Below are 20369 nucleotides of genomic sequence, written 5' to 3'. Positions count from 1 at the left end.
ATACAGAATCTGTACAACCGGAAGATGTATCGGGTTGTACAGATTCTGTATAGCTAAAGGGCGGTACCGGATAATAGTGTCTATTCTTTAGATAGTAAAAATAACCATGTTCAAGCTGCTAAGACCGTAACTCATTTAAGTAATGACATTTTCACACGCAACCGGGTGGCGCCATTCTTGGCATACAATATGCAATTACATGCTATAGAGGACGTAGCCATAGAAATTAAAACCACTTCTCAGGGGAGTCGCTAATGAAAAATACCATTCTGTCAAATACGAAAATACTTCTTCTATCGGTGCTCATCCTGATATCTCTTGGTCTTTCGGGCTGTGCTGATATGGGACGAGTCGTATCTCTTGACAAACAAATACTATTTCAGGTGAAGGGGGATAGCCGGGGCAATTTCGAATCGGGAAAACTGTCTCTTGATTATAGCTATAACCTGGTTGGCGAGAATATGAAGCTGTCCGGAGTTGTCAATTATTACGACAGCGCCGATTCACTGACTGTTCGTCTGTTGTTCTTGGATGGTAGTGGAGGAATAATACAACAGAAGATAATCTATTATTCAGGATATCGTGTTTCCAGGTCGCGGATAAATGATCGCGCTTTTCGGACATCGTTTAAAGTACCACCCGATGCACTGGGAATATCCTTCGACTATTCTGCTCAACCGCGCAGCAGCCAAAAATAAGCGCATTAACAGCGGATTCTCGATTCTCTTCAACAGGCAGTCTGCCTATCTAAAATATTGCGTATCATGTTTTGAACGACGGCATTGGCAACGGACTGGTGGCAAATGATCCCTTGTCGCCGAATCTTCGTGTCTCTTGAGGGTTTGTCGTTACGCAGTTGCTCAAAAAATTAGCTTCTTAAGTTTACAAGATAAGATTTGCCGACCGTGATTGACACTCCAGCAAAACCAGATGACCAATCGAATGACAAGGTGGCAGGCTGAAGAAATCAATTGGAATTTTATAAAGAATTAATCATCTGAAAAAGGCAGTAATTCATGCAAATTCAATACGCTGTTCGAAGTGCAATCGGTTCAAGGCGTGGCAATAATGAAGATTGTTATAGAGTAGACATGGGTAGTGATCGTATGCTCTTTGCTGTCGCTGACGGGATGGGAGGACACCCTTGCGGCGAAGTTGCCAGTATGATTGCCTGTGAGGCCCTGGCAGGGTTCCTCGATAAGCTATCGGAGAATCCGAGGATGGGGCTACAAACAGTTTTAAAAGAGATCTTTTTTGATATCGATGAGCAAATTAAACGCAATATGCGGAAAAACCCGGGCTGTCTACATATGGGAACCACACTTTCAGTGATGGTCCTGGGCGGTGACCAGGCTGTCGTCGCCCATGTCGGTGATACACGGATTTATTGCTTGCGAGATGAAAAACTTCAATTGCTGACAACTGATCATACATTTGTCCAGGAGATGGTGGAGAAAGGGGCATTGACAGCAGAAATGGGAGCAACCGTCCCCCATCGGAATGTGCTGACGCATGTGGTGGGTACAGATGAGCCGCTGGAGGTTGTCTTCAGCCGGACGCTGGATATCATCCCCGGCGATCGATTTCTCCTTTCTTCTGATGGGTTGCATGATTCGGTCTCGTTTCACGATATTGAGCAGATGATGCAAACAGAGGCTGATTGCGAAGAAACGGCAGAACGATTGTTAGCCAGCGCAATCGCTCATGGCGGACACGACGACATTACGTGCATTATTGTCCATACGACTTGAAATAATTGGCAGGTCTTCTCTCCAAAAGATGCGCGTACCGGCAGCATTGCCGACGTGAGGAATGAAAACATGAATGACATAACAACACACATGCTGCTGTCACCCGGTACTGTTCTGGGCGGAAACTATCAGATCATTCGATTTATCGGAAGAGGTGGAATGGGCGCTGTTTACCTGGCATATGATACATCGCTTGATCTCAAGGTGGCGATAAAGGTTATCTCTTCAGGGGTTGCAGAAAATATGGAAACTTCTGAGTATGAGCTAGCACTCAAACGTTTCCAGGCAGAGGCCAGAATTGTTGCCCAGATTGATCATCCCAACGTCATCCGCATCTATGGATTCAAACAGGACACCTTCGAATATGAGGGACAAAACTGCACAGTCGATTACCTGGTCATGGAACTTATGGCCGAGCGGACCCTGCGCGATACCATGGATGAGAGCGGCTTTGAATTTGAAGAGGAAATTAAATCGTGGATCACTAAATACATGATCCCTATTCTGGAAGGATTGGAAAAGGTTCATAAAAGCGGCATCGTGCACAGGGATATCAAACCGGAGAATATTTTCATGAAAGAAAATTCTGCTAAGTTAGCAGATTTTGGTCTTTCTATGGGATTTGATTTTCCGTCGGTTACCGGATCGATAGTTGAAATATTCGGCACCCTGGCGTATATGGCTCCAGAACAGTACAACAACTTCAGCTTGGCCCGTGAGTCTGCCGATATCTTTGCCATTGGCAGGATTCTTTTTGAGGCCGTTGAAGGAAAAATCACCGAAAAGATCACTCCGTTTAAACAAGTACAATTAAGTAATACCGAATCTTCAGAATATTACAAATCTCTCAATAATGTCATCATGGCATCCACCGCAGAGAATCCGTTGGAACGTATAGGCACCGTTCGAGAATTGAGAGAGCGGCTTATAGATATAGGTGAATGTCCTTACAATGTCTCTCCAGCGGTCAATGAAAACAAAAGGCCTCAATGGCCCGCTCAAACTCTATGGGTACTTTTGGTGAGTGTGATTCTGTCGCTTGGTGTATTGACATACAAATTTTATATCGATTCAAAGTCTAGTGCTGTGCCCGAACCACAGCAAAAAACAGAGATCCAGCGAAGTGCCGGTAATCAAACCCAATATGGTGTGTTGCCCAAAGGCTTGGAACAGTTAATTCATGCTGATGATGATTCGATGCTGCGACTGGTGCCGGCAATGGAGCTGACACTGGGTCCTGAGAACCCTTTTGGCGAGAGAAAAATAGCTCTCGAGGCTTTTTATCTCTCGGAAAGCCCGATAACCAACGAGCAGTTTGTTGACTTTTTGAATGTTAATATCGAAAAAATTACCCATGACGACAATGACGTTCTGCTGGACGGTCATTTGATTGTTAAATTAAGCGAGAAAATACGAGGCTATAGGCCAATCATCTTTGATGGAAAAACTTTTCTCGTTCAACATCCGATGCATGCCTCATGTGCCGTGTTGATGGTGTCCGGTTATGGAGCAGAAGCTTATGCGCGTTATTTTGGATTTCGACTGCTTAAAGCCCGGGAATGGTTTGCTCTTATGGCGTCGAATAAGAGCGAGGCGACGGAACGATTACCCCTGCCTACTCCGGTCATTAATTATCCTCCGGAAAATTTCGGTATACGGGGGATCAATCAGTTAGCTGAGTGGGGGAAATCCAAAGACGGCGATTTTACGATTTTGGGGCAGGCGGTATCCAGCATGATCGGTAATGCAGTTATTGTCATGAAAGATCCCTCTAAATATTATACAGACACCAGTTTTCGCGTAGCCAAAGATGCTTCCGGAAAATAAGGTGTACAATAACCGAACATTGATCCATGGTCCAATTTGGGGACACCGAAACCTGGGATAAGGCGCTATGATGTAACGTTGGATTACTTATAAAAATATCCCTGTCTAATTATTTTACACTTTGCTTTTTCAAAACTCGCAGGCTCGTTGTGCCTTTCTAGTGAATCTCTTGTGTTTTCAAGAGAATATCTACTTGATTTGGAACTGGTATGCAGAGTGCAAGGTGAGCATTAGCATTAAGGACGAAAGATAATTCAACAGGAAGGGGAGCAACATGATTTTTAAAATAGTTACGCTTGCGGCACTTATTATCTATATTTCGACAGTACATATTTTATACCATGGTACCGACCCGGGATTTCATGTACTGCATCAACAATTGTATTTCATCCCGCTCATTCTCGCCAGTTTTTGGTTCGGTTTATACAAGGGTGCCGCAACAGCCACACTCATCAGTCTGCTCTTTGGACTTCCCATGGTGGTTAGCCGTCATCACAGTGATGGGCATTTGATCGTTATAACGCAGATAGGTCTCTATTTTATAGTTGCACTGCTCATAGGCTGGTTGTCGGACAGAGAACGAAAACAGCAAGTGAAGCTCTTTGAAAACGAAAGAGTTACTGCACTTGGCAGAGCAGCATCGGCCCTCAGCTTTGAAGTACAGGATATTGTCAGGCAAATAGAGGGCATTCATCAAAAATCGAGTAAAAATGATAAAAGTGCAGAAGACGATGATATGCGCTATGAAATCAATCGTCTGCAGAGGCTTCTTGATGCCCTGGGGCAATTCAGAACACCTCTGGGTGATCTGACTTTGTCCCATGACTTGAACGAGTTAATTCTTCAGCGACTTCCAGTGCATAACCAACGTGCTGCAGCCAAAGGAGTAGAAATTGTTCTTGATCTCGATAAAGGTGGCTGTCCATCAATGGTGACAGCAGACTCTATTCCCCGGGTCATTGACTCTCTGGTTGACAATGCTGTTGATTTTTCAGCAAAAGGCCAGTCGGTAGTTTTACGATCGGAACGAAGAGGAAATTTTTGCATATTTGAGGTTGTCGATTCTGGTCCTGGAGTTGCGAAAGAGCATGAATCTAAATTGTTCAGCGTTTTTTTTACCACCAAACCTGATGGCTACGGTCTGTCTCTTTCCTCTGGTAGAAAAGCCGTGCGTGATTTGGGAGGCGATCTTGTTTATGCAAAAAACAACAACGGTGGGGCTATTTTCAAGTTAAAAATACCTCGGGAGACAACTGAGGAAAACATCCAGGATTATGTCAATTCAGCACTTCCCAAATCTCAACAGCGAAATTCCTGAGCATTGATCACCCTGGAAATAGTGCAAGGCAATGAGTTACAGTGAGCGTTTGCGCCATAAAAAGAAAACCGCAGGAAGAACCAGTAAGGTAAGCACAACGGCACTGACCATGCCGCCGACCATTGGTGCCGCGATTCGACTCATTACCTCTGAGCCTGTCCCGGTGCCCAGCAATATAGGCAGCAGTCCGGCAATAATCGCAGCAGCTGTCATCATGATCGGGCGCATTCGCATACCGGCGCCATGCAAAACAGCCTCTGATAGTTGTTCCAAGCTAGGGGAAACACCTTCGTTTTTTGTGTCGGCTAACATTTTTTCATAGGCATGATTAAGATACACGAGCATGATCACGCCGATTTCTACAGTAACTCCGGCAAGAGCAATGAAGCCGACACCGACTGCCACACTGAAATTGTAACCTTCCAGGTACATCAACCAGATACTGCCAACCATTGCCAGGGGTAAGGTACCCATAATTATGGCAACTTCCACAAAATTACGGAAGTTCATATACAATAAGATGATAATAATGGTGAGTGTTAAAGGAACCACGTAGGTCAGTTTTTCTTTTGCCCGCAACATGTACTCATACTGTCCTGACCAGTTCAGGGAATATCCCGCCGGCAGTTTGATTTTCTCCGCAACGACCTTCTGAGCTTGAACCACATAGCTGCCTATGTCAACACCCTCGATATCGATAAAAGACCAACCATTTAATCGCGCGTTTTCACTTTTTATTGCCGGTGGTCCGTCTTCAACATAGATATTGGCAACATCGGCAAGGGCGATTCGTTGTCCGGCCATCGTAACTATCGGCAGCAGGGCGAGTTGTTCCGGCGAGTTGCGATAGTCTTGGGGATACCGCAAATTAACCGGGTACCGTTCCAACCCTTCGACTGTCTGGGTAACATTCATGCCCCCTATCGCAGAGGCGACAACCTGTTGGACATCGGCGATATTCAGGCCGTACCTGGCAGCTTTTTCACGTTGAATATCAACCTTGATGTAGCGACCTCCGGCAACCCTTTCGGAATAGACTGAAGCGGTTCCCGGTACATCTTTTAAAACGGTTTCAATTTGCTGGCCGATTTTCTGGATTATCTTCAAATCGGGTCCGGCAACCTTTATTCCGACTGGCGTTTTGATACCTGTGGCCAGCATATCAATTCGTGTTTTGATCGGCATTACCCAGGCATTGGTCAGGCCGGGTACCTGCACCAGATTGTTCAGTTCCTTTTTCAGGCTGTCGGTTGTGACCCCTGCACGCCATTGATCCTGCGGTTTCAGTTGGATGAATGTCTCAATCATGGTGAGTGGGGCGGGATCGGTTGCCGTTTCCGCTCTGCCAACTTTACCAAAGACAGTTTTCACTTCCGGGACGGTTCGAATCAGCTTGTCAGTTTGTTGTAACACCTCCCTTGCCTTGCCTATGGAGATGCCGGGGTAGGTGGTGGGCATATACATAAGGTCTCCTTCATCAAGCGGAGGTATAAATTCGCTGCCGATCTTGTCGATTGGCCAGATACCGATGGCGAGTACAAGCAGGGCTCCGAGAAGGACAGTTTTAGGAAACCTTAATACAGTTTTCAGGGCAGGTATGTAGATTGCTGTTAGCAAACGATTAAGGGGATTTTTGTGTTCCGGCAAAATTCTTCCCCTGATAAAATAGCCCATCAAAACCGGTACCAGGGTGATAGAGAGGGCTGCTGAGGCTGCCATTGCATAGGTTTTGGTAAAAGCCAGAGGGGAGAACATCCTGCCTTCCTGAGCTTCCAGGGTAAATACAGGAACGAAACTGACAGTAATAATCAGTAAACTGAAAAAGAGAGCAGGACCTACTTCACTTGCTGACTCTACAACAACTTCCCAACGATTCTCATTGGTGAGCGTGGTTTGTTCCATGTGCTTGTGCATATTTTCGATCATGACTATGGCCCCATCGATCATCGCTCCGATGGCGATAGCTATCCCGCCCAGAGACATTATGTTGGCATTGAGACCTTGCATGTGCATGACAATAAAAGCGGTGAGGATACCTACTGGTAAGCTGACAATCGCCACCAGGGAAGAACGAACATGGAAGAGAAAGACAACACAAACCAAAGCGACCACACCAAATTCCTCCAGCAGCTTATGCCAGAGATTTGTAATTGCACGTTCGATCAGGGCACTTCGGTCATAGACCGGTATGATTTCAACCCCGTCAGGAAGACCTGCTTTAAGCTCCTCTAATTTTGCCTTAACGCCATCAATAGTCTTTTGGGCGTTCTCGCCAAAACGCATGATGATAATACCACCAACGGTTTCGCCTTCTCCGTCAAGATCTACGACACCGCGTCGCATCTGTGGACCGGTGCCAATTTCCGCAACATCCTTTAACAGCAGAGGGACACCGTTCTCCGTGACACCGAGCGGTATATTGCCCAAATTTTTTACATTCTGCAGATAGCCGGTGGCTCTTACCATGTACTCAGCTTCGGCCATCTCCACCACCGAGGCGCCTATTTCCTGGTTACCGGCTTTAATAGCCATCTGTATTTTTGATAGCGGAATTCCAAAGGCCCTCAGTTTCTCAGGGTTAACCTTTACCTGGTATTGTTTGACCATTCCACCCACAGCGGCAACTTCTGAGACACCGGGAACTGTTTGGAGTTCATATTTTAAAAACCAATCTTGCAGCGATCGCAGCTGGCTGATATCATGTTTGCCGGTTTTATCGACCAGGGCATAGAGATACACCCAACCCACTCCGGTGGCGTCCGGGCCCAACTGAGGCCTGGCGTTTTCGGGTAATGAGGGTGCAACCTGGCTGAGATACTCGAGTACCCTGCTTCTTGCCCAATACAGGTCTGTCTGTTCGTCGAAAATAATATAGACAAAAGAATCGCCAAAAAATGAGTAACCTCGAACCGTCACGGCTCCTGGTACGGAAAGCATAGCGGTTGTCAGAGGATAGGTCACCTGGTCTTCAACTACCTGCGGTGCCTGGCCGGGATAGGATGTTTTTATGATAACCTGCACGTCTGATAAATCCGGCAAGGCATCGACAGGCGTGTTTTTTAATGAATACAGGCCAATACCTACCAGCATTATGGTAGCCAGTAGAACAAAAAAACGATTGCCAACCGACCATCGTATAATAGATGCAATCATTGTATTTGTCCCCTATTGCTTATGGTCGTCGTGTGGTTCTTTATCGAGCTTGATATCATCAAGACTCATGTCATCTGTGTTCAGCTCATCAAGGCTTTTGTTTCCATCACCCGCACTGGGAATGTGGATCTTGGTAATCTGATACTGCTCATCCTGGATTTTGGTTACCTCCACATGCAAGGCCATGCCGGCTTTAAGTGAGGCAAAATCAACATCTTTGGACACTGTGAAATCCATAGTCATTTCCGGCCAATTCCATGCACTTATCGCTTTATGTGATACGTTGATCATCCGATGTTCTGCCATCAAACTATTGATAGTGGCCTCAACCCAGACACTCTTCGGGACATCTGCCTCACTGTGATTCATACGCTTGAAATCAGATGTTTTGCTCGACTCAGAATCGATTAAAAACTGCGCGGAAGTAACAACCTTTTCTCCCTCGGAAAGTCCTGACAGGATCTCGGCAGACTGCTCATCGAAACGTCCGACTTCGACATTGATAGACTTGAAGCGACCTTCTCCGAGAGCCAGCACTACTCGACTGGAACGGCCGGACCGAATTACAGCTTCTCTTGGTACAAGCAGAATTTTTTGAGAACTTTTTAGATGAATGACAACCTGGGCGAACATATCCGGCTTAAGTAATCCCTCTTTATTTTTAAATTTCAGGCGAACTCTCAAGGTTCGTGTTTTGGCATCGAGTTCGGGGTAGACATAATCAACAACGCCAGTCCACTCTTTACCGGGCAGATAATCAAGGGTCATTGTGACAGGAAGTCCAACAGCAACTTCTGCAGCCTGCCTCTCGAACACCTCGGCCTCCACCCACATCGGGTCAAGGGCAGCTATCGACATTATTGTAGAACCAGGTTGGACAAAGAAACCCTGTCGAATGTTTAATTTTGCAATTACTCCGTCTTGTGGTGCATAAAAGATGACAGTTTGCCTTGCCTCTCCACTCTTTTTTATCTGCTTGATTGCCGTAGCCGGTACTCGCAACGATGCTAAGCGATTCTCAGCAGCCCTAATGAGGCGAGGTCTCTGGCGCTCAAGCGCCATCACCAGCTCCTCCTGGGCATTAACCAACTCCGGGGAATAGAGATTGTACAGCGGTTCCCCCTTCTTTACCGGATCGCCAGATGCTTTGACATAGAGTTTTTCAATCCATCCATTAACCCTTGGATGAATATGCTCTAAATGGTCTTCATCGTACTTCACATAACCAACTGTATTAATTTCAGAATGGAGTGAACCAAGATGTGCTGCAGCGGTTCGTACTCCCAGATTGTTAACCACATCGGGAGGAATTCTTACCGTCCCGGGGCCAGCCTCTGATCCACTTTCTTTTTCTCCATAAAAGGGTATGAGGTCCATGCCCATTGGTGATTTTCCGGGTTTATCCCTTTTATAGTTGGGGTCCATCGGGGCTACCCAGTACAACGGCTTCTTTTCGGCCGTTGGCGGAGCGCTGTTCTGTGCAACATTAAGAGATGGGAAATAGCCTCTCAACTTGGGGTAGAAAGTAATGGCGATGAAGGAGCCAATGGCACCACCAACAACAAGCAATGCCAGTATACTTATAAGTCTCTTCATTTTCTCTCTCCCACAGAGCTATTTTTTTGCAATGATATCATCGGCATTTTCCATAAAATAGTAGTTCAGCTCGACAATGGTTTTTTGTCTTTCCACATCTATGCCCAAGGCATCAATCTGCGCATTCAATTCAGCAATTCGGGATCGGACGACTTCGGCAAAATCACTATCGTCATTGGTATATGCTGTAAGAGAGGCCTCGGCCTGTTCGCTCATTTGTGGCAATAATTGAGACTTATAGAGTACTTGACGCTCATTCAGCCTTTTGAGTTGTGTTCTGGTCTTTTCAAAATTGGCTATCATTTTACGAACAAGTGACCACTTTTTCGTTTTGACTGCCTCGGTCTGGGAAACTGAAGATTGGACTTCCTTATCCTGGCGGTTACTCGTGAACAAAGGCAGGTCGAAACTAATACCTACAGAGGCAAAATCAGCCCGGTCTCTCCCGTTCTGGTCCTCAGCCCGATAGCCATAACTGGCATTGACCCCCCATGCCGGTTTATATTTTTGTCTGGCAAGATCAATACCAATTTTACTGGTCTCTATCTCCCGGTCGAGGGCAAGCAGCGACGGGTGTTTGGATACAGATTCATAAAATTGCTGAGCATCAGCTTCTTTAGTCGATAAATAGAGTGACTCCCGCAGCATTTTTATGTCGGGGAGCTTCTTGGCCAACGCCAATTGTGACCAGGGGAGAGGTGATCCGGAATTCAATTTTTCCCCATATTCCTCACGAAAGTATTCACTCACCCACTCAGAAAGCTTTTCCATGAACATTTCTTGCTTCTGTTTGAGCATGGTGAGTCGATCATCCAGTCGAGTCAGCTCCAATTGAGCCCGAATGATATCCTGTTGTCTGGTTTTGCCATAAGCCGCTGAATAGCTCGCCTCAGCAATATCCGCCAGCTGTTCAAACAATGGGCGATCCTTTTGGATTAACGCGATACTCTCCTGGGCGTTATATGCATCAAGCCAGAGTTGACTCACAGTAACGACAATATTTGCTTTACGATCCTGACGTTGAAACGGAAACTGACTACCCATCGTTTCCAGCTGTTTCCGCTTAATCGTCAGGCTGTCTCCGCGGGGAAACATTTGTGTCACCCCTACTTTAAACTGCGTCATGGCTTCCTGGTTAAAATCGAAGGTATCGATTGGTACGTTGGCGAACCCTAACGATACTTGCGGATCCGGCAGTGTTCCCTCATAAACGCTCATTGATTCGATTGCGTCTTGAGAGTGCCGGTTGCCTGCCAACCAGGGATCATTGAGCTGTGCAGCTTGCACAGCCTTTTCAAGAGTGAGTGTAAAGTCTCCGGACTGAGCTATTCCGACAAGGGCTGGTAAAAATCCGATGAGGCCGAAGAGTTGGATAAAAACAAATCGAACCGAGAAAACCGTTGTGAGTTGTCTGATTATGCTTAACACGGGGATCTCCTCTTTGAGTGAAACGGACCTGACTAATGGCAACACTGCTGAGATGCTGGTTGTCTGGTAACCGGTCATCGATCACAAAAACAATGACCGGTTCCTGCTGAAGAAATCAATCACATTGCCATGTACGGGTACCAGAACTTAACTGTCTGTTTTTCATCTTCACCCTTGAAGAGACAGATGACACCCCATTTCCCAGGCTCGTCAATGATAAAATTGGCGGCAAAAATGCCTCCACCATAATCTTTTAAATCGGCGATTTGCTCCTTTTTACTAGGGGAGATAAGTTTCACTTTCCCGACTATCTTAGTAATTTTGTTACCATCACGCGTAAACGTTGCCATGACATGATGGGTCTTGCCCTCTGGATCTTTCATATTCATACTGGCCAGATCCATGACTTTAAATTCGGTATGAATGTCCCCAGCCATAGCCATATAAGTAAAACTTCCATCCTCGGTACTGTTACCGTGGTCCATTCCTTCCATCGCCATGGAATTGCCAGCAAAAATTAAACTGACCAGTGCAAACAATAACAAAAATCTTTTCATCGAGGTCTCCTTGCGTTTTTTTTGTGTTCAGTTGAGAAAGCTTATTTATGACCACAGTCCGTACTCTTGTTGTCTTCAATGTTACATTCACATTAAGATCAGTGATGATAGTAATCAAAGGTAATTATACTTGAAGGTGAGCTAAGAGATGGAACTCCCTTAATACTCTTGTCAAATGCAACAGTTATGCCAATAGGTCTGGTTAGAGGATAGCAGAGTCCATGTGCAGGCCAGCGTGAACGAAACGCGGTGGTTTGCCGATGCAGCACTCAAATAGTTGACCGTATGCATTGTCCAGTTAATTGACACTCGTCGGGTGCCGCTGTATAATTATTGTACACTTAAAGTATGGATATTGGGTTGGTTGGGGCCCACCGATATCTTAAATGAGAATCTCTTCCACTAATCGAGAGTTTCTTAACCACATAGTGAGAGGCACTATTTCGAAGATACTGAGTTGTGAGGTTAGCAGTTGTCTTGGCAAGAAAATTGCTGTTCTCATTTACATAATCTTTGACACAAGGTGAATTTGATGCAAGACAACCTGATCCTCAATGCCCCAAAGACATTTGCTATTTCCAAACCGGCTGTCATCCTTTTGGTAATCAGTGCCATGCTTATTGGCATTCTTGTGATTGCAACCATCAAAAACAGAGACCGTAGTCAAAAACTCATGGAACTTTCCTTCATGAGGCAGGGAAAGACAATGATCCACGCCTTTGAGGCTGGAACTCGAACATCGATGATGTTTCGTAAATCTGCAGGACATAATCCTCTGGAAGATCTTGCGATTGAAGTGTTAAAGGACAAGGGCATCGCCTTTATCAGAATTATTGATGAAGATAACGCAGTTGTTGTATCTCAGGGAAATATTTCACAAGCCATTCTCAAAAATTTCCCTGATTTAAAAGAAGTCGGGGACAGTCCAGTTTTTTCAATAAGTTGGCCCGATAATATTTTTCAAATATCCCAGAAATTTAATCCTGTTACGACATCTATGCATGGTATGTCGATGATGGAAAGCCGGTGGGAACAATGGAATCTTGCCTTCAAGCCGAAAGGACAGATGTATATTTCTGTTGGTTTTTATACCAGTGAGTATGAGAAGACCAAGCAGCAGGATATGTATCACACCATTTTCATGTTGGTGATGCTGCTTCTTCTTTTCTTTGCAGGATTATATTTTCTTTACCTCTATCAAAGGATGGGTGTTACCCACGCAACACTGCTTAACACCCAACTCTACACCAATAATGTTCTGGAAAGCATTCCGGATTCACTTATAACTCTGGATCAGGCAGGGTATATCGTATCATGCAATAGAAATGCTGAAAAATTGTTCGAGCGTCGCCCCAATGATATTATCGGAAAAAAAGTTTTGGATATTTTTCCGGCATGCCCACCGGAAACACTCACCACACAAAGTAATGTGATAGAAAAGGATGCCGAACTTGAGGTTCCGAACAGTGAATCAATACCCATTAAGATCGGAAGTGCCCAACTTAAGGATCATCTAGGTAATAAGATTGGCAGGGTTCTGGTTATAAGAGATGTGGGAGAAATACGCTCAATGGAAAAACAATTAGAACACTCCAGGAGGCTTGCCGCCCTTGGTGCCATGGCAGCAGGTATTGCTCATGAAGTGCGTAACCCTCTCGGAACTTTGCGAGGTCTGGCTCATTTTTTCGGTTCTGAGGATGGTGCGTCAGATGCTTGCAGAGAGTATTCAAAGTTCATGATAAGTGAGGTTGATAGATTGAACCACCTGGTGACCGAACTCCTCCAGTTTGGCGCTCCCCGTGAACTTAATTTCGAAAAGATAGATATAAAAGCTATGGTAGGAAAAACAGTCGCTTTGCTTGAACAAGACTTTGTTGAGAAGAGGATCAGCCTTGTTCATAAATATGATGAAAGCACTGAACTATACGGCGACACCGATCTCTTGATTCAAACCCTTATGAATTTGTTGAAAAATAGTATCCAGGCGACACCGCCCGGTGGCCAAGTTTCGCTAAATATTAGCTGTGATAAGGAGATGTGTCGAATCTCTGTATCCGATACAGGGAGTGGGATGTCTGAAGAAACCAAGAGTAGAATGTTTGATCCTTTCTATACAACAAAAAAAAGCGGTACTGGCTTGGGCCTTGCGGTTAGTCACCGAATTGTGGAGCGGCACAATGGCTATTTTGAGATTAACTCTGTTGTTAATGCGGGCACAACTATCACAATTGTGCTCCCTCTTAAGGAGAGAACATGATTGATACACAACAAAAAAAACCTCAATTGCTGTTAGTGGATGATGATATCGGACACAGAACAATGCTCAAGTTAAACCTCGAAAGGCTTGGTTACAGAATAACTGAGGCATGTGATGGGGATGAAGTTCTTGCCGCATTGCAAAAGAATCTCTTTGACCTCATTCTCCTTGATCTAAAAATGAAAAGAATGGGCGGTATAGAAACCCTTGAGGCACTCGAAGATGCGGGAAACCATATCCCCACCATAGTGATAACCGCATTTTCTTCCATAGAAAGCGTTGTAAAGGCTATGAAAAAAGGGGCCTACGATTATATCACTAAACCTATTGATATTGATAACCTGGCACATGTATTGACAAGAGCGCTAGACCATTCAACTCTCAAGACGGAAAACGCCTATCTTAAAGAACGATTGGCGGAGGACTATTCTTTTGGCAAGATAATTGGTTCAAGCGAGGTCATGCGAGATCTTTTCTCTACGCTCAAATTGGTCGCCCAGAGTGACGCCACAGTGTTGATTCAGGGAGAATCGGGGACAGGTAAAGAACTCGTGGCAAATGCTCTGCACGAAAATGGCCTTCGTAAGAAAGGTCCTTTTATTAAGGTAAACTGTTCGGCACTTCACGAAAACCTTCTTGAGAGTGAACTTTTTGGCCACGAGGCCGGTGCCTTTACCGGGGCAAGCTCAAGGAGAAAGGGTAGGTTTGAGCTAGCCCACGGTGGCACACTTTTCCTCGATGAGATTGGTGATATGAGCCTGCCAACGCAGGCAAAGATTCTCCGGGTACTCCAGGAGGGCCAATTTGAAAGGGTCGGTGGCAATGAGACGATCAATGTTGATGTTCGAGTGGTAGCTGCAACACACAAAGACCTTCAGGAGATGATCAAAGTAGAAACCTTTCGACAGGATCTTTATTATCGCCTGGCTGTTGTACCGATTGATCTTCCGCCACTACGAGAACGTCAAGAGGATATATCTGACCTGGCAAATCATTTTCTCGATAAAAAGAACAAAAAGAACAAAAAAAACATTAAAGGCTTTCATCCGGAAACACTGAATATATTTATGCGATACAACTGGGTGGGGAACATACGAGAACTGGAGAACACTGTCGAAAGGGCCGTTGTACTCTGCCTTGGAGAACAAATAACTCCACGGGATCTGCCCCCGCGTTTTCTGCCGGAAAATGGAAGGCCGGCCGCCAGCGACTTCTCTTCGCGAGGGTGGACTTTGCGCGATATGGAACGAGAAATGATCCGAGCAACCCTTCACGACACAGACAACAATAAGAGTCTTGCTGCAAAAAATCTCGGTATCGCTCGCCAAACTCTTATTAATAAAATTAAAGAATACAATTTAGAAGGCTAACCTCGATCAACGAGACGATTTTTAGTATCTTCCTGAAGGGTATGATCTCTATGTTATTAATTCAATCGTGCCCGTGTTCATGCGTGGACTTCTTTGCCGGTGACTGCACTTTTAGTGACTGGACATAGTTGACTAAATGCCATACCTCAATTTTTTCAAGTTCATCTTCCCATGCAGGCATTTCCCCACGCCCATTTTTTATTTTCCAGGCAAAATCCCCATCAGGATGCCCTCCGGCCATTGCTTTTAAATCGGTAGGTTTAACAGATAGTCCCGAAGCGTCAGGTCCATTCCCCTGTGCTTGGGGGCCATGACACCGGGCACATAATTCCGCAAATAATTTCGATCCTTCTGAAATCGAATTACTGTCTGGAGGCACAGGGTTTTCCTGCTGGGCTGCTTCGTGGGGCGCTGTCCAATGTTTCTCCTCCATATGGTGTCCGCCCTCGTGCGACCCACTAGCACAGGCCATGCTGGCAGAACCTACTAGTAGGGCAGCAAGTAGAATTATTTTCTTCATCAGTGGCTCCTTATTAAAGATATTTATCACAACAACGGCAATCTATAAACGCCACCATACTCGCTTTTTTCTAAAAACACAGAAGCGTTATTTTTTCTCATCACCTGAATGTATGTGGCCTGTCAAGGGGCAACAACAGATCGTTGTTTATGAACTGTATATTTTCTCTACATTGTCACGATTTTCTCTTAATTTTCACAGAAACCATCATAAGACTACCGATTGCTATTTGGTACAGATTCGTTTTTCGTGATTACTGCCTTAACAGCTCGTTTTCCTCTGTGGAAAAGAACCCAATTAGGTGAAGGATTTAAAATCCTGTTGCCGCTTGCCGGGGATCCCGTCCTGGTTCAGGAAAACTTCAAGATCAGGATAATAGACCAGGTAGTTCAGAAACGAAGAGAACGGGGTACGCCTGGTCATCTTGTCCAGATCGCTCTGTTTTAAATACTGCCTGGGGCCGAGGATGGCCTGTTGTAAAAGCCAGGCAAACATCGACTTTCGCTCCATTAGATCAGTCAGGGTCCACTTTGAATTCTCGATCTTGACATAGACGTAGCGGCTCATGAACAGTTCCTCGCCTTCACCTTTATAAGGAAGCAGGAGTACCCTGAGGATTTTTGGTGGTTGCAATAGCGGCTTTTTCTCTTCCTGCAATAGTCCGGCAAGTACCTTATATCTGTTATTCTGAACTTTCTGTTTCAAACCATTTATCGGTTCTGATTTTTCTTCCGATATTGTCTCCGGATAACGAGCCTTTTTATAGGCAGTAGGGGTGTCAATATTCCCCGGCATCGTCTCTGGCCCGGCATTTGAAATCGTCATTGTAGGGATTAAGGACAGGGCCGCAGCTTGTAAGAAACATGAGGAGGGGACTCTGGCTGATTATCTGGTTGAATGCTTTCACTGGTCATTTTGCCGAGGTTAAGATTAGCTACAAAGATCGTGAGTACTGCATACCTGTTTCTCTATATTCTTTTTTCTGTAGAGATGACCTGTGATGAAGCAAAATAGGATCAGAAAACGATGGAGAGGACAGAAAAGTGCTAATTATCCTCTATCTAAAGCTGGAGGATTTGATGGATATATATTATCTCAATGACTACCATTTTTGAAATGGTAGTCATTTTTTCGGTATGCACTTTGGCCGGAAGCAGCAGAAGATTCTATTCTTATAAAAATGCTGGCCAAATTTCGTATAGATAGGGTTAACTTTTATTTTGGAGATACAGGCTATATACAGTTTGAGGTAATACCAATTTGACAGAGGTTCATGCTGGCAATTTTAACCGTGCACCCCGAACAGTTCATCTCGCTCAGGAAAGACAACTACCCTTACTGAACGTGGTAGCTCCCATGGTTACTTTGACGAACTCTGCGACCTGCTGTGAGTGGACACCCCCCGAGACTCGGATAACCAACGTTTCAAACGAGGGGCGAAAAAAGCAGGAAGTGCCAACGGATATTGTTTAACCGACGTATAACCTCGCGTCTGATAATTAACAGGTGTATGGTCTAAATAACACGTGACATCGTGTTTGCAAAACCATATGTTTTATTAATCAAAAAGTGGCGATAAGTATCTGTTGCGAGCAACTAAAACAAGAGTAAAGTCATACGGCCTGATTGGCGGAACGGCATCGCACATCAAGCGATTACGATTATGGGAAAAATGGTTGCTGCAGGAGTTTTGCAGAGGCCAGAAAGGTAATCTCAGAGACTCTGTATCTGCTATCCATTCCTGGCACGAAAACATCAATCCGTGAAGTTTAGCACAATAAATACCTTCGTATCAGGAGCGCCCATGCGGTCCATACATAACTTTACCCTACTCCTGCTACTGATAATTTCGCCTGGCGTGGTATGGTCAGAAGACCTCAAACTGTCGGGCGAAGACCTGTCGCATTTCGTTGCTACAGCAGTGGCAAACAATCCAGAGTTGAAATCATCGCAGTCTCGCTGGCAGATGTTTGCCAATAAGGCCAAACAGGCCGCGGCACTGGATGACCCGATGTTTATGTTCAAGCTCCAGAATATGCTTGTTCGTGAACCATTTGTTTTCGATAAAGATCCCCAGTCGGCCAAAGTAATCGGCATCTCTCAGCAAATCCCATTTTGGGGTAAGCGGGCCATCAAACAGGAAGTTGCCAACTTCGAAGCTGAATCCTATAAATGGTCCATTGAGGAGCGTAAGCTGGAACTGACCCGTATGGTCAAGGAGAACTTCTACCAGCTCTGGGCTGTTGATAAGTTTTTGGAAATTGTTGAGAAAAACCTGTTGATTCTCGCCGACTTTGTGACCATTGCGGAGTCGAAGTATTCCGTTGGTCAAGGAGTGCAGCAGGATATCTTCAAGGCAGGCCTGGAACAATCTAAGATGCTGGATATGCAGATTACCCTTAAGCAACAGCGAAAAAGCCTGGAAGCCAATCTTAATTATCTCCTCTATCGCCCCGGAGATACACCGGTCGGCCACATCGCGGATTTCACCCTGCCGCAATTCACGCTCTCTGCTGAACAACTGAACAAGATCGCATTGCAGCAGCGTCCCCAGATAAAAAGTCTTATAAGTCTGACAAACAAGGGACAAGCATCCCATCGTTTGGCACAGAAGGAATTCTATCCCGACTTTAACCTCTTCTTTGAGTACATGTTAAAGGATAGAATTGCGACCGACATGATAACGGACCCCGGCTATGACATGTTCACCGTCGGTGTGACAGTCAACCTGCCCCTCCAGCAAGAACGCCGCCAGGCTATGCTGGCCGAATCAACCTCCGAGACAGGCATGGCAGCGGCAGAGTTGAACGCTTTGAAGAACAGCATCTCCTACACCATCAATGACAGCATAGCCCAGTTGGATCGCCGCCGGAATCTGGTTGAACTCTACAAGGGAGGAATCATTCCCCAGGCCGAGCAGTCCCTGGAATCGGCGGTCATCGGCTATCGAGTAAGCAATGTAGATTTTTTAACCCTCCTCGACAGCAGAATAACCCTGTTTACCTACGAGCGGGAGATGTACGATTCCCTGGCTGAGTATATGATGAAGCTAGCACAACTTGAAGCGACTGTCGGAATTGATCTAGTAAGCAACACCAGTGGTGCAATGATACCACAGCTCGCTATCGTGCCGGAGCGGACACCAAAACAATCACCATCACCTGTTGCTCCTGTATCTGAACATTCACAACATCGTTAAAGTCACGATACCGAGGTATGACCATGGCTCTGTACAAGACAGTCGCAATCCCGCTGGTGGTGATCATTCTGGCTTCAGCAGCAGGAGGTGGCTGGTTCCTTTGGCAGAGGCAGCATGCCGGTAACACATCCGAGCAAAAGGCGACCCAGAGCAAACAGCTCTATACCTGCTCCATGCATCCCTTCATCATTAAGGATAAGCCAGGTACCTGTCCGATCTGCGGGATGGAATTGATCAAGAAGATTGATAATACACCCGTTAATGATGCTGGACAGACTCCGGAGCAGAAACAGGTGGGTCAGATGCTCGGACATGTCGCCATGTCTGCGAATCAGCGAATTATGGCAAATGTTACCACAATCAAGGCCAGGCAGCAGACACTCGACAAGGAGATCAACGCCGTCGGTATTGTGCAATTCGACCAGTCACGTCAGGGCAAGGTTACCGCCTGGATCGCCGGTCGAATTGATAAACTGAACGTCGATACGGTTGGGGCTCAGGTCAGCAAGGACAAGCCCGTGGCAGAAATTTTCTCGCCTGACCTGCTGGAGACGCAAGAGGAATACCTGCTGGCTGTCAAGAGCCGTGACCTGTTGAAAAAATCGTCAATCCCATCAATCTCCCGGAATGGCGACGGGCTGGTCGCTTCAGCCAAACAGCGCCTGATGCTGTATGGAGTTAAGGCGAGCCAGATCTCTGAGCTGGAAAAAGCGGGAAAACCTACCATCCGCCTGCCTATCTACACTCCTTTGTCCGGTATAGTCATCGAAAAAATGGTTCAGCAGGGACAGTACGTTAATACAGGTGAGGTCCTCTTCAATATCGCTGATCTTTCGAAAGTCTGGGTGGAAATAGACGTCTTTGAAGATGAAGTTCCTTATATACGAGTTGGACAACAGGTGGAGATACGGTCCACGATAGAACACGGTGCCGTATCCAACGGCAAGATCAGTTTCGTATATCCTTTTCATGACCCAAAAACCCATACGGTCAAAGCACGGGTGGAAATGGCCAACCCCGGCTATATGTTAAAACCGGATATGTTTGTCAACGCTATAATCAGAGTCCCGCTGGTGAAAGGAATCGTCATACCAGTTACGGCTCTCATCGACACAGGTAAACGTCAATTGGTCTGGGTTGAGGCGTCCCCTGGAATGTTTGAACCGCGAGATGTTAAGGCGGGCGAGCGCGTAGACGATAAAGTCCAGATTCTGTCCGGCATCAATGTAGGTGAGGAGGTTGCGGTTTCAGGTGCCTACCTGATTGACTCCGAATCACAGTTGAAAGGTGGTGGAGGTCATGAAGGTCACGGCGCCCCACCGGCACAGCAGCAATCGGAGGACAACGGAGACGACTTGAGGATAGAAGACATGAAGATGTGATGACGACGCCC

At 45.8% G+C, this 20369-nt stretch carries 14 protein-coding genes; 8 read left to right on the top strand and 6 right to left on the bottom strand.

The features are described from left to right. Positions 1 to 254: 254 nt before the first annotated feature. The 4 genes from FCL48_RS04765 (at position 255) to FCL48_RS04750 (ending at position 4896) form a co-directional block, all read left to right on the top strand. Complete coding sequence (locus tag FCL48_RS04765) at positions 255 to 698, top strand: hypothetical protein (RefSeq protein WP_136871103.1); 444 nt, start codon at positions 255 to 257, stop codon at positions 696 to 698. A gap of 318 nt (positions 699 to 1016) precedes the next feature. Then, a complete protein-coding gene (locus tag FCL48_RS04760) occupies positions 1017 to 1751 on the top strand; it encodes a PP2C family serine/threonine-protein phosphatase (RefSeq protein ID WP_136871102.1) in 735 nt (244 codons plus the stop codon). Between the two features lie 69 nt (positions 1752 to 1820). Next, positions 1821 to 3578, top strand: coding sequence for a bifunctional serine/threonine-protein kinase/formylglycine-generating enzyme family protein (locus FCL48_RS04755; protein WP_136871101.1), 1758 nt, complete (start codon positions 1821 to 1823; stop codon positions 3576 to 3578). A 274-nt stretch (positions 3579 to 3852) separates the two neighbouring features. Beyond that, positions 3853 to 4896: an ATP-binding protein gene (locus FCL48_RS04750; protein WP_136871100.1), complete on the top strand. Its 1044-nt coding sequence runs from the start codon at positions 3853 to 3855 to the stop codon at positions 4894 to 4896. A gap of 36 nt (positions 4897 to 4932) precedes the next feature. Here FCL48_RS04750 and FCL48_RS04745 read toward each other — a convergent pair whose 3' ends face one another. The 4 genes from FCL48_RS04745 to FCL48_RS04730 form a co-directional block, all read right to left on the bottom strand. Continuing rightward, positions 4933 to 8049 carry an efflux RND transporter permease subunit gene (locus tag FCL48_RS04745; RefSeq protein WP_136871099.1) on the bottom strand — a complete coding sequence of 1039 codons (3117 nt, stop codon included), beginning with the start codon at positions 8047 to 8049 and terminating at the stop codon, positions 4933 to 4935. 12 nt (positions 8050 to 8061) lie between these two features. Beyond that, positions 8062 to 9645, bottom strand: coding sequence for an efflux RND transporter periplasmic adaptor subunit (locus FCL48_RS04740; RefSeq protein WP_136871098.1), 1584 nt, complete (start codon positions 9643 to 9645; stop codon positions 8062 to 8064). Positions 9646 to 9663: 18 nt separating this feature from the next. Next, positions 9664 to 11073, bottom strand: coding sequence for a TolC family protein (locus FCL48_RS04735; RefSeq protein WP_205747645.1), 1410 nt, complete (start codon positions 11071 to 11073; stop codon positions 9664 to 9666). Positions 11074 to 11192: 119 nt separating this feature from the next. Next, complete coding sequence (locus tag FCL48_RS04730; protein ID WP_136871096.1) at positions 11193 to 11630, bottom strand: hypothetical protein; 438 nt, start codon at positions 11628 to 11630, stop codon at positions 11193 to 11195. Between the two features lie 532 nt (positions 11631 to 12162). On the opposite strand from FCL48_RS04730, the gene FCL48_RS04725 reads away from it, so the two are divergent. Together FCL48_RS04725 and FCL48_RS04720 are read left to right on the top strand one after the other, a co-directional pair. Beyond that, positions 12163 to 13887 carry a nitrogen regulation protein NR(II) gene (locus FCL48_RS04725; RefSeq protein WP_136871095.1) on the top strand — a complete coding sequence of 575 codons (1725 nt, stop codon included), beginning with the start codon at positions 12163 to 12165 and terminating at the stop codon, positions 13885 to 13887. Beyond that, on the top strand, positions 13884 to 15257 hold the full coding sequence (locus FCL48_RS04720; RefSeq protein ID WP_136871094.1) for a sigma-54 dependent transcriptional regulator: 1374 nt from the start codon (positions 13884 to 13886) through the stop codon (positions 15255 to 15257). Before FCL48_RS04725 ends, FCL48_RS04720 begins: the two co-directional genes overlap by 4 nt. A gap of 61 nt (positions 15258 to 15318) precedes the next feature. Here the strand turns inward: FCL48_RS04720 and FCL48_RS04715 are convergent, their stop codons facing one another. Together FCL48_RS04715 and FCL48_RS04710 are read right to left on the bottom strand one after the other, a co-directional pair. After that, on the bottom strand, positions 15319 to 15777 hold the full coding sequence (locus tag FCL48_RS04715) for a c-type cytochrome (RefSeq protein WP_136871093.1): 459 nt from the start codon (positions 15775 to 15777) through the stop codon (positions 15319 to 15321). A gap of 297 nt (positions 15778 to 16074) precedes the next feature. Beyond that, entirely contained in the window at positions 16075 to 16602 is a 528-nt protein-coding gene (locus FCL48_RS04710; RefSeq protein ID WP_136871092.1) for a TraV family lipoprotein, read from the bottom strand. 979 nt (positions 16603 to 17581) lie between these two features. On the opposite strand from FCL48_RS04710, the gene FCL48_RS04705 reads away from it, so the two are divergent. Beyond that, positions 17582 to 18976 carry a TolC family protein gene (locus tag FCL48_RS04705; RefSeq protein WP_136871091.1) on the top strand — a complete coding sequence of 465 codons (1395 nt, stop codon included), beginning with the start codon at positions 17582 to 17584 and terminating at the stop codon, positions 18974 to 18976. A 23-nt stretch (positions 18977 to 18999) separates the two neighbouring features. Beyond that, positions 19000 to 20358 (top strand): efflux RND transporter periplasmic adaptor subunit, encoded by a 1359-nt coding sequence (locus FCL48_RS04700; protein WP_136871090.1) that lies wholly within the window; start codon positions 19000 to 19002, stop codon positions 20356 to 20358. Positions 20359 to 20369: the final 11 nt, after the last annotated feature.

This window comes from Desulforhopalus sp. IMCC35007 (genome assembly GCF_005116575.1).
Classification (GTDB): Bacteria; Desulfobacterota; Desulfobulbia; order Desulfobulbales; family Desulfocapsaceae; genus Desulforhopalus_A.
This window is presented reverse-complemented; position numbering and strand designations above follow the sequence as displayed.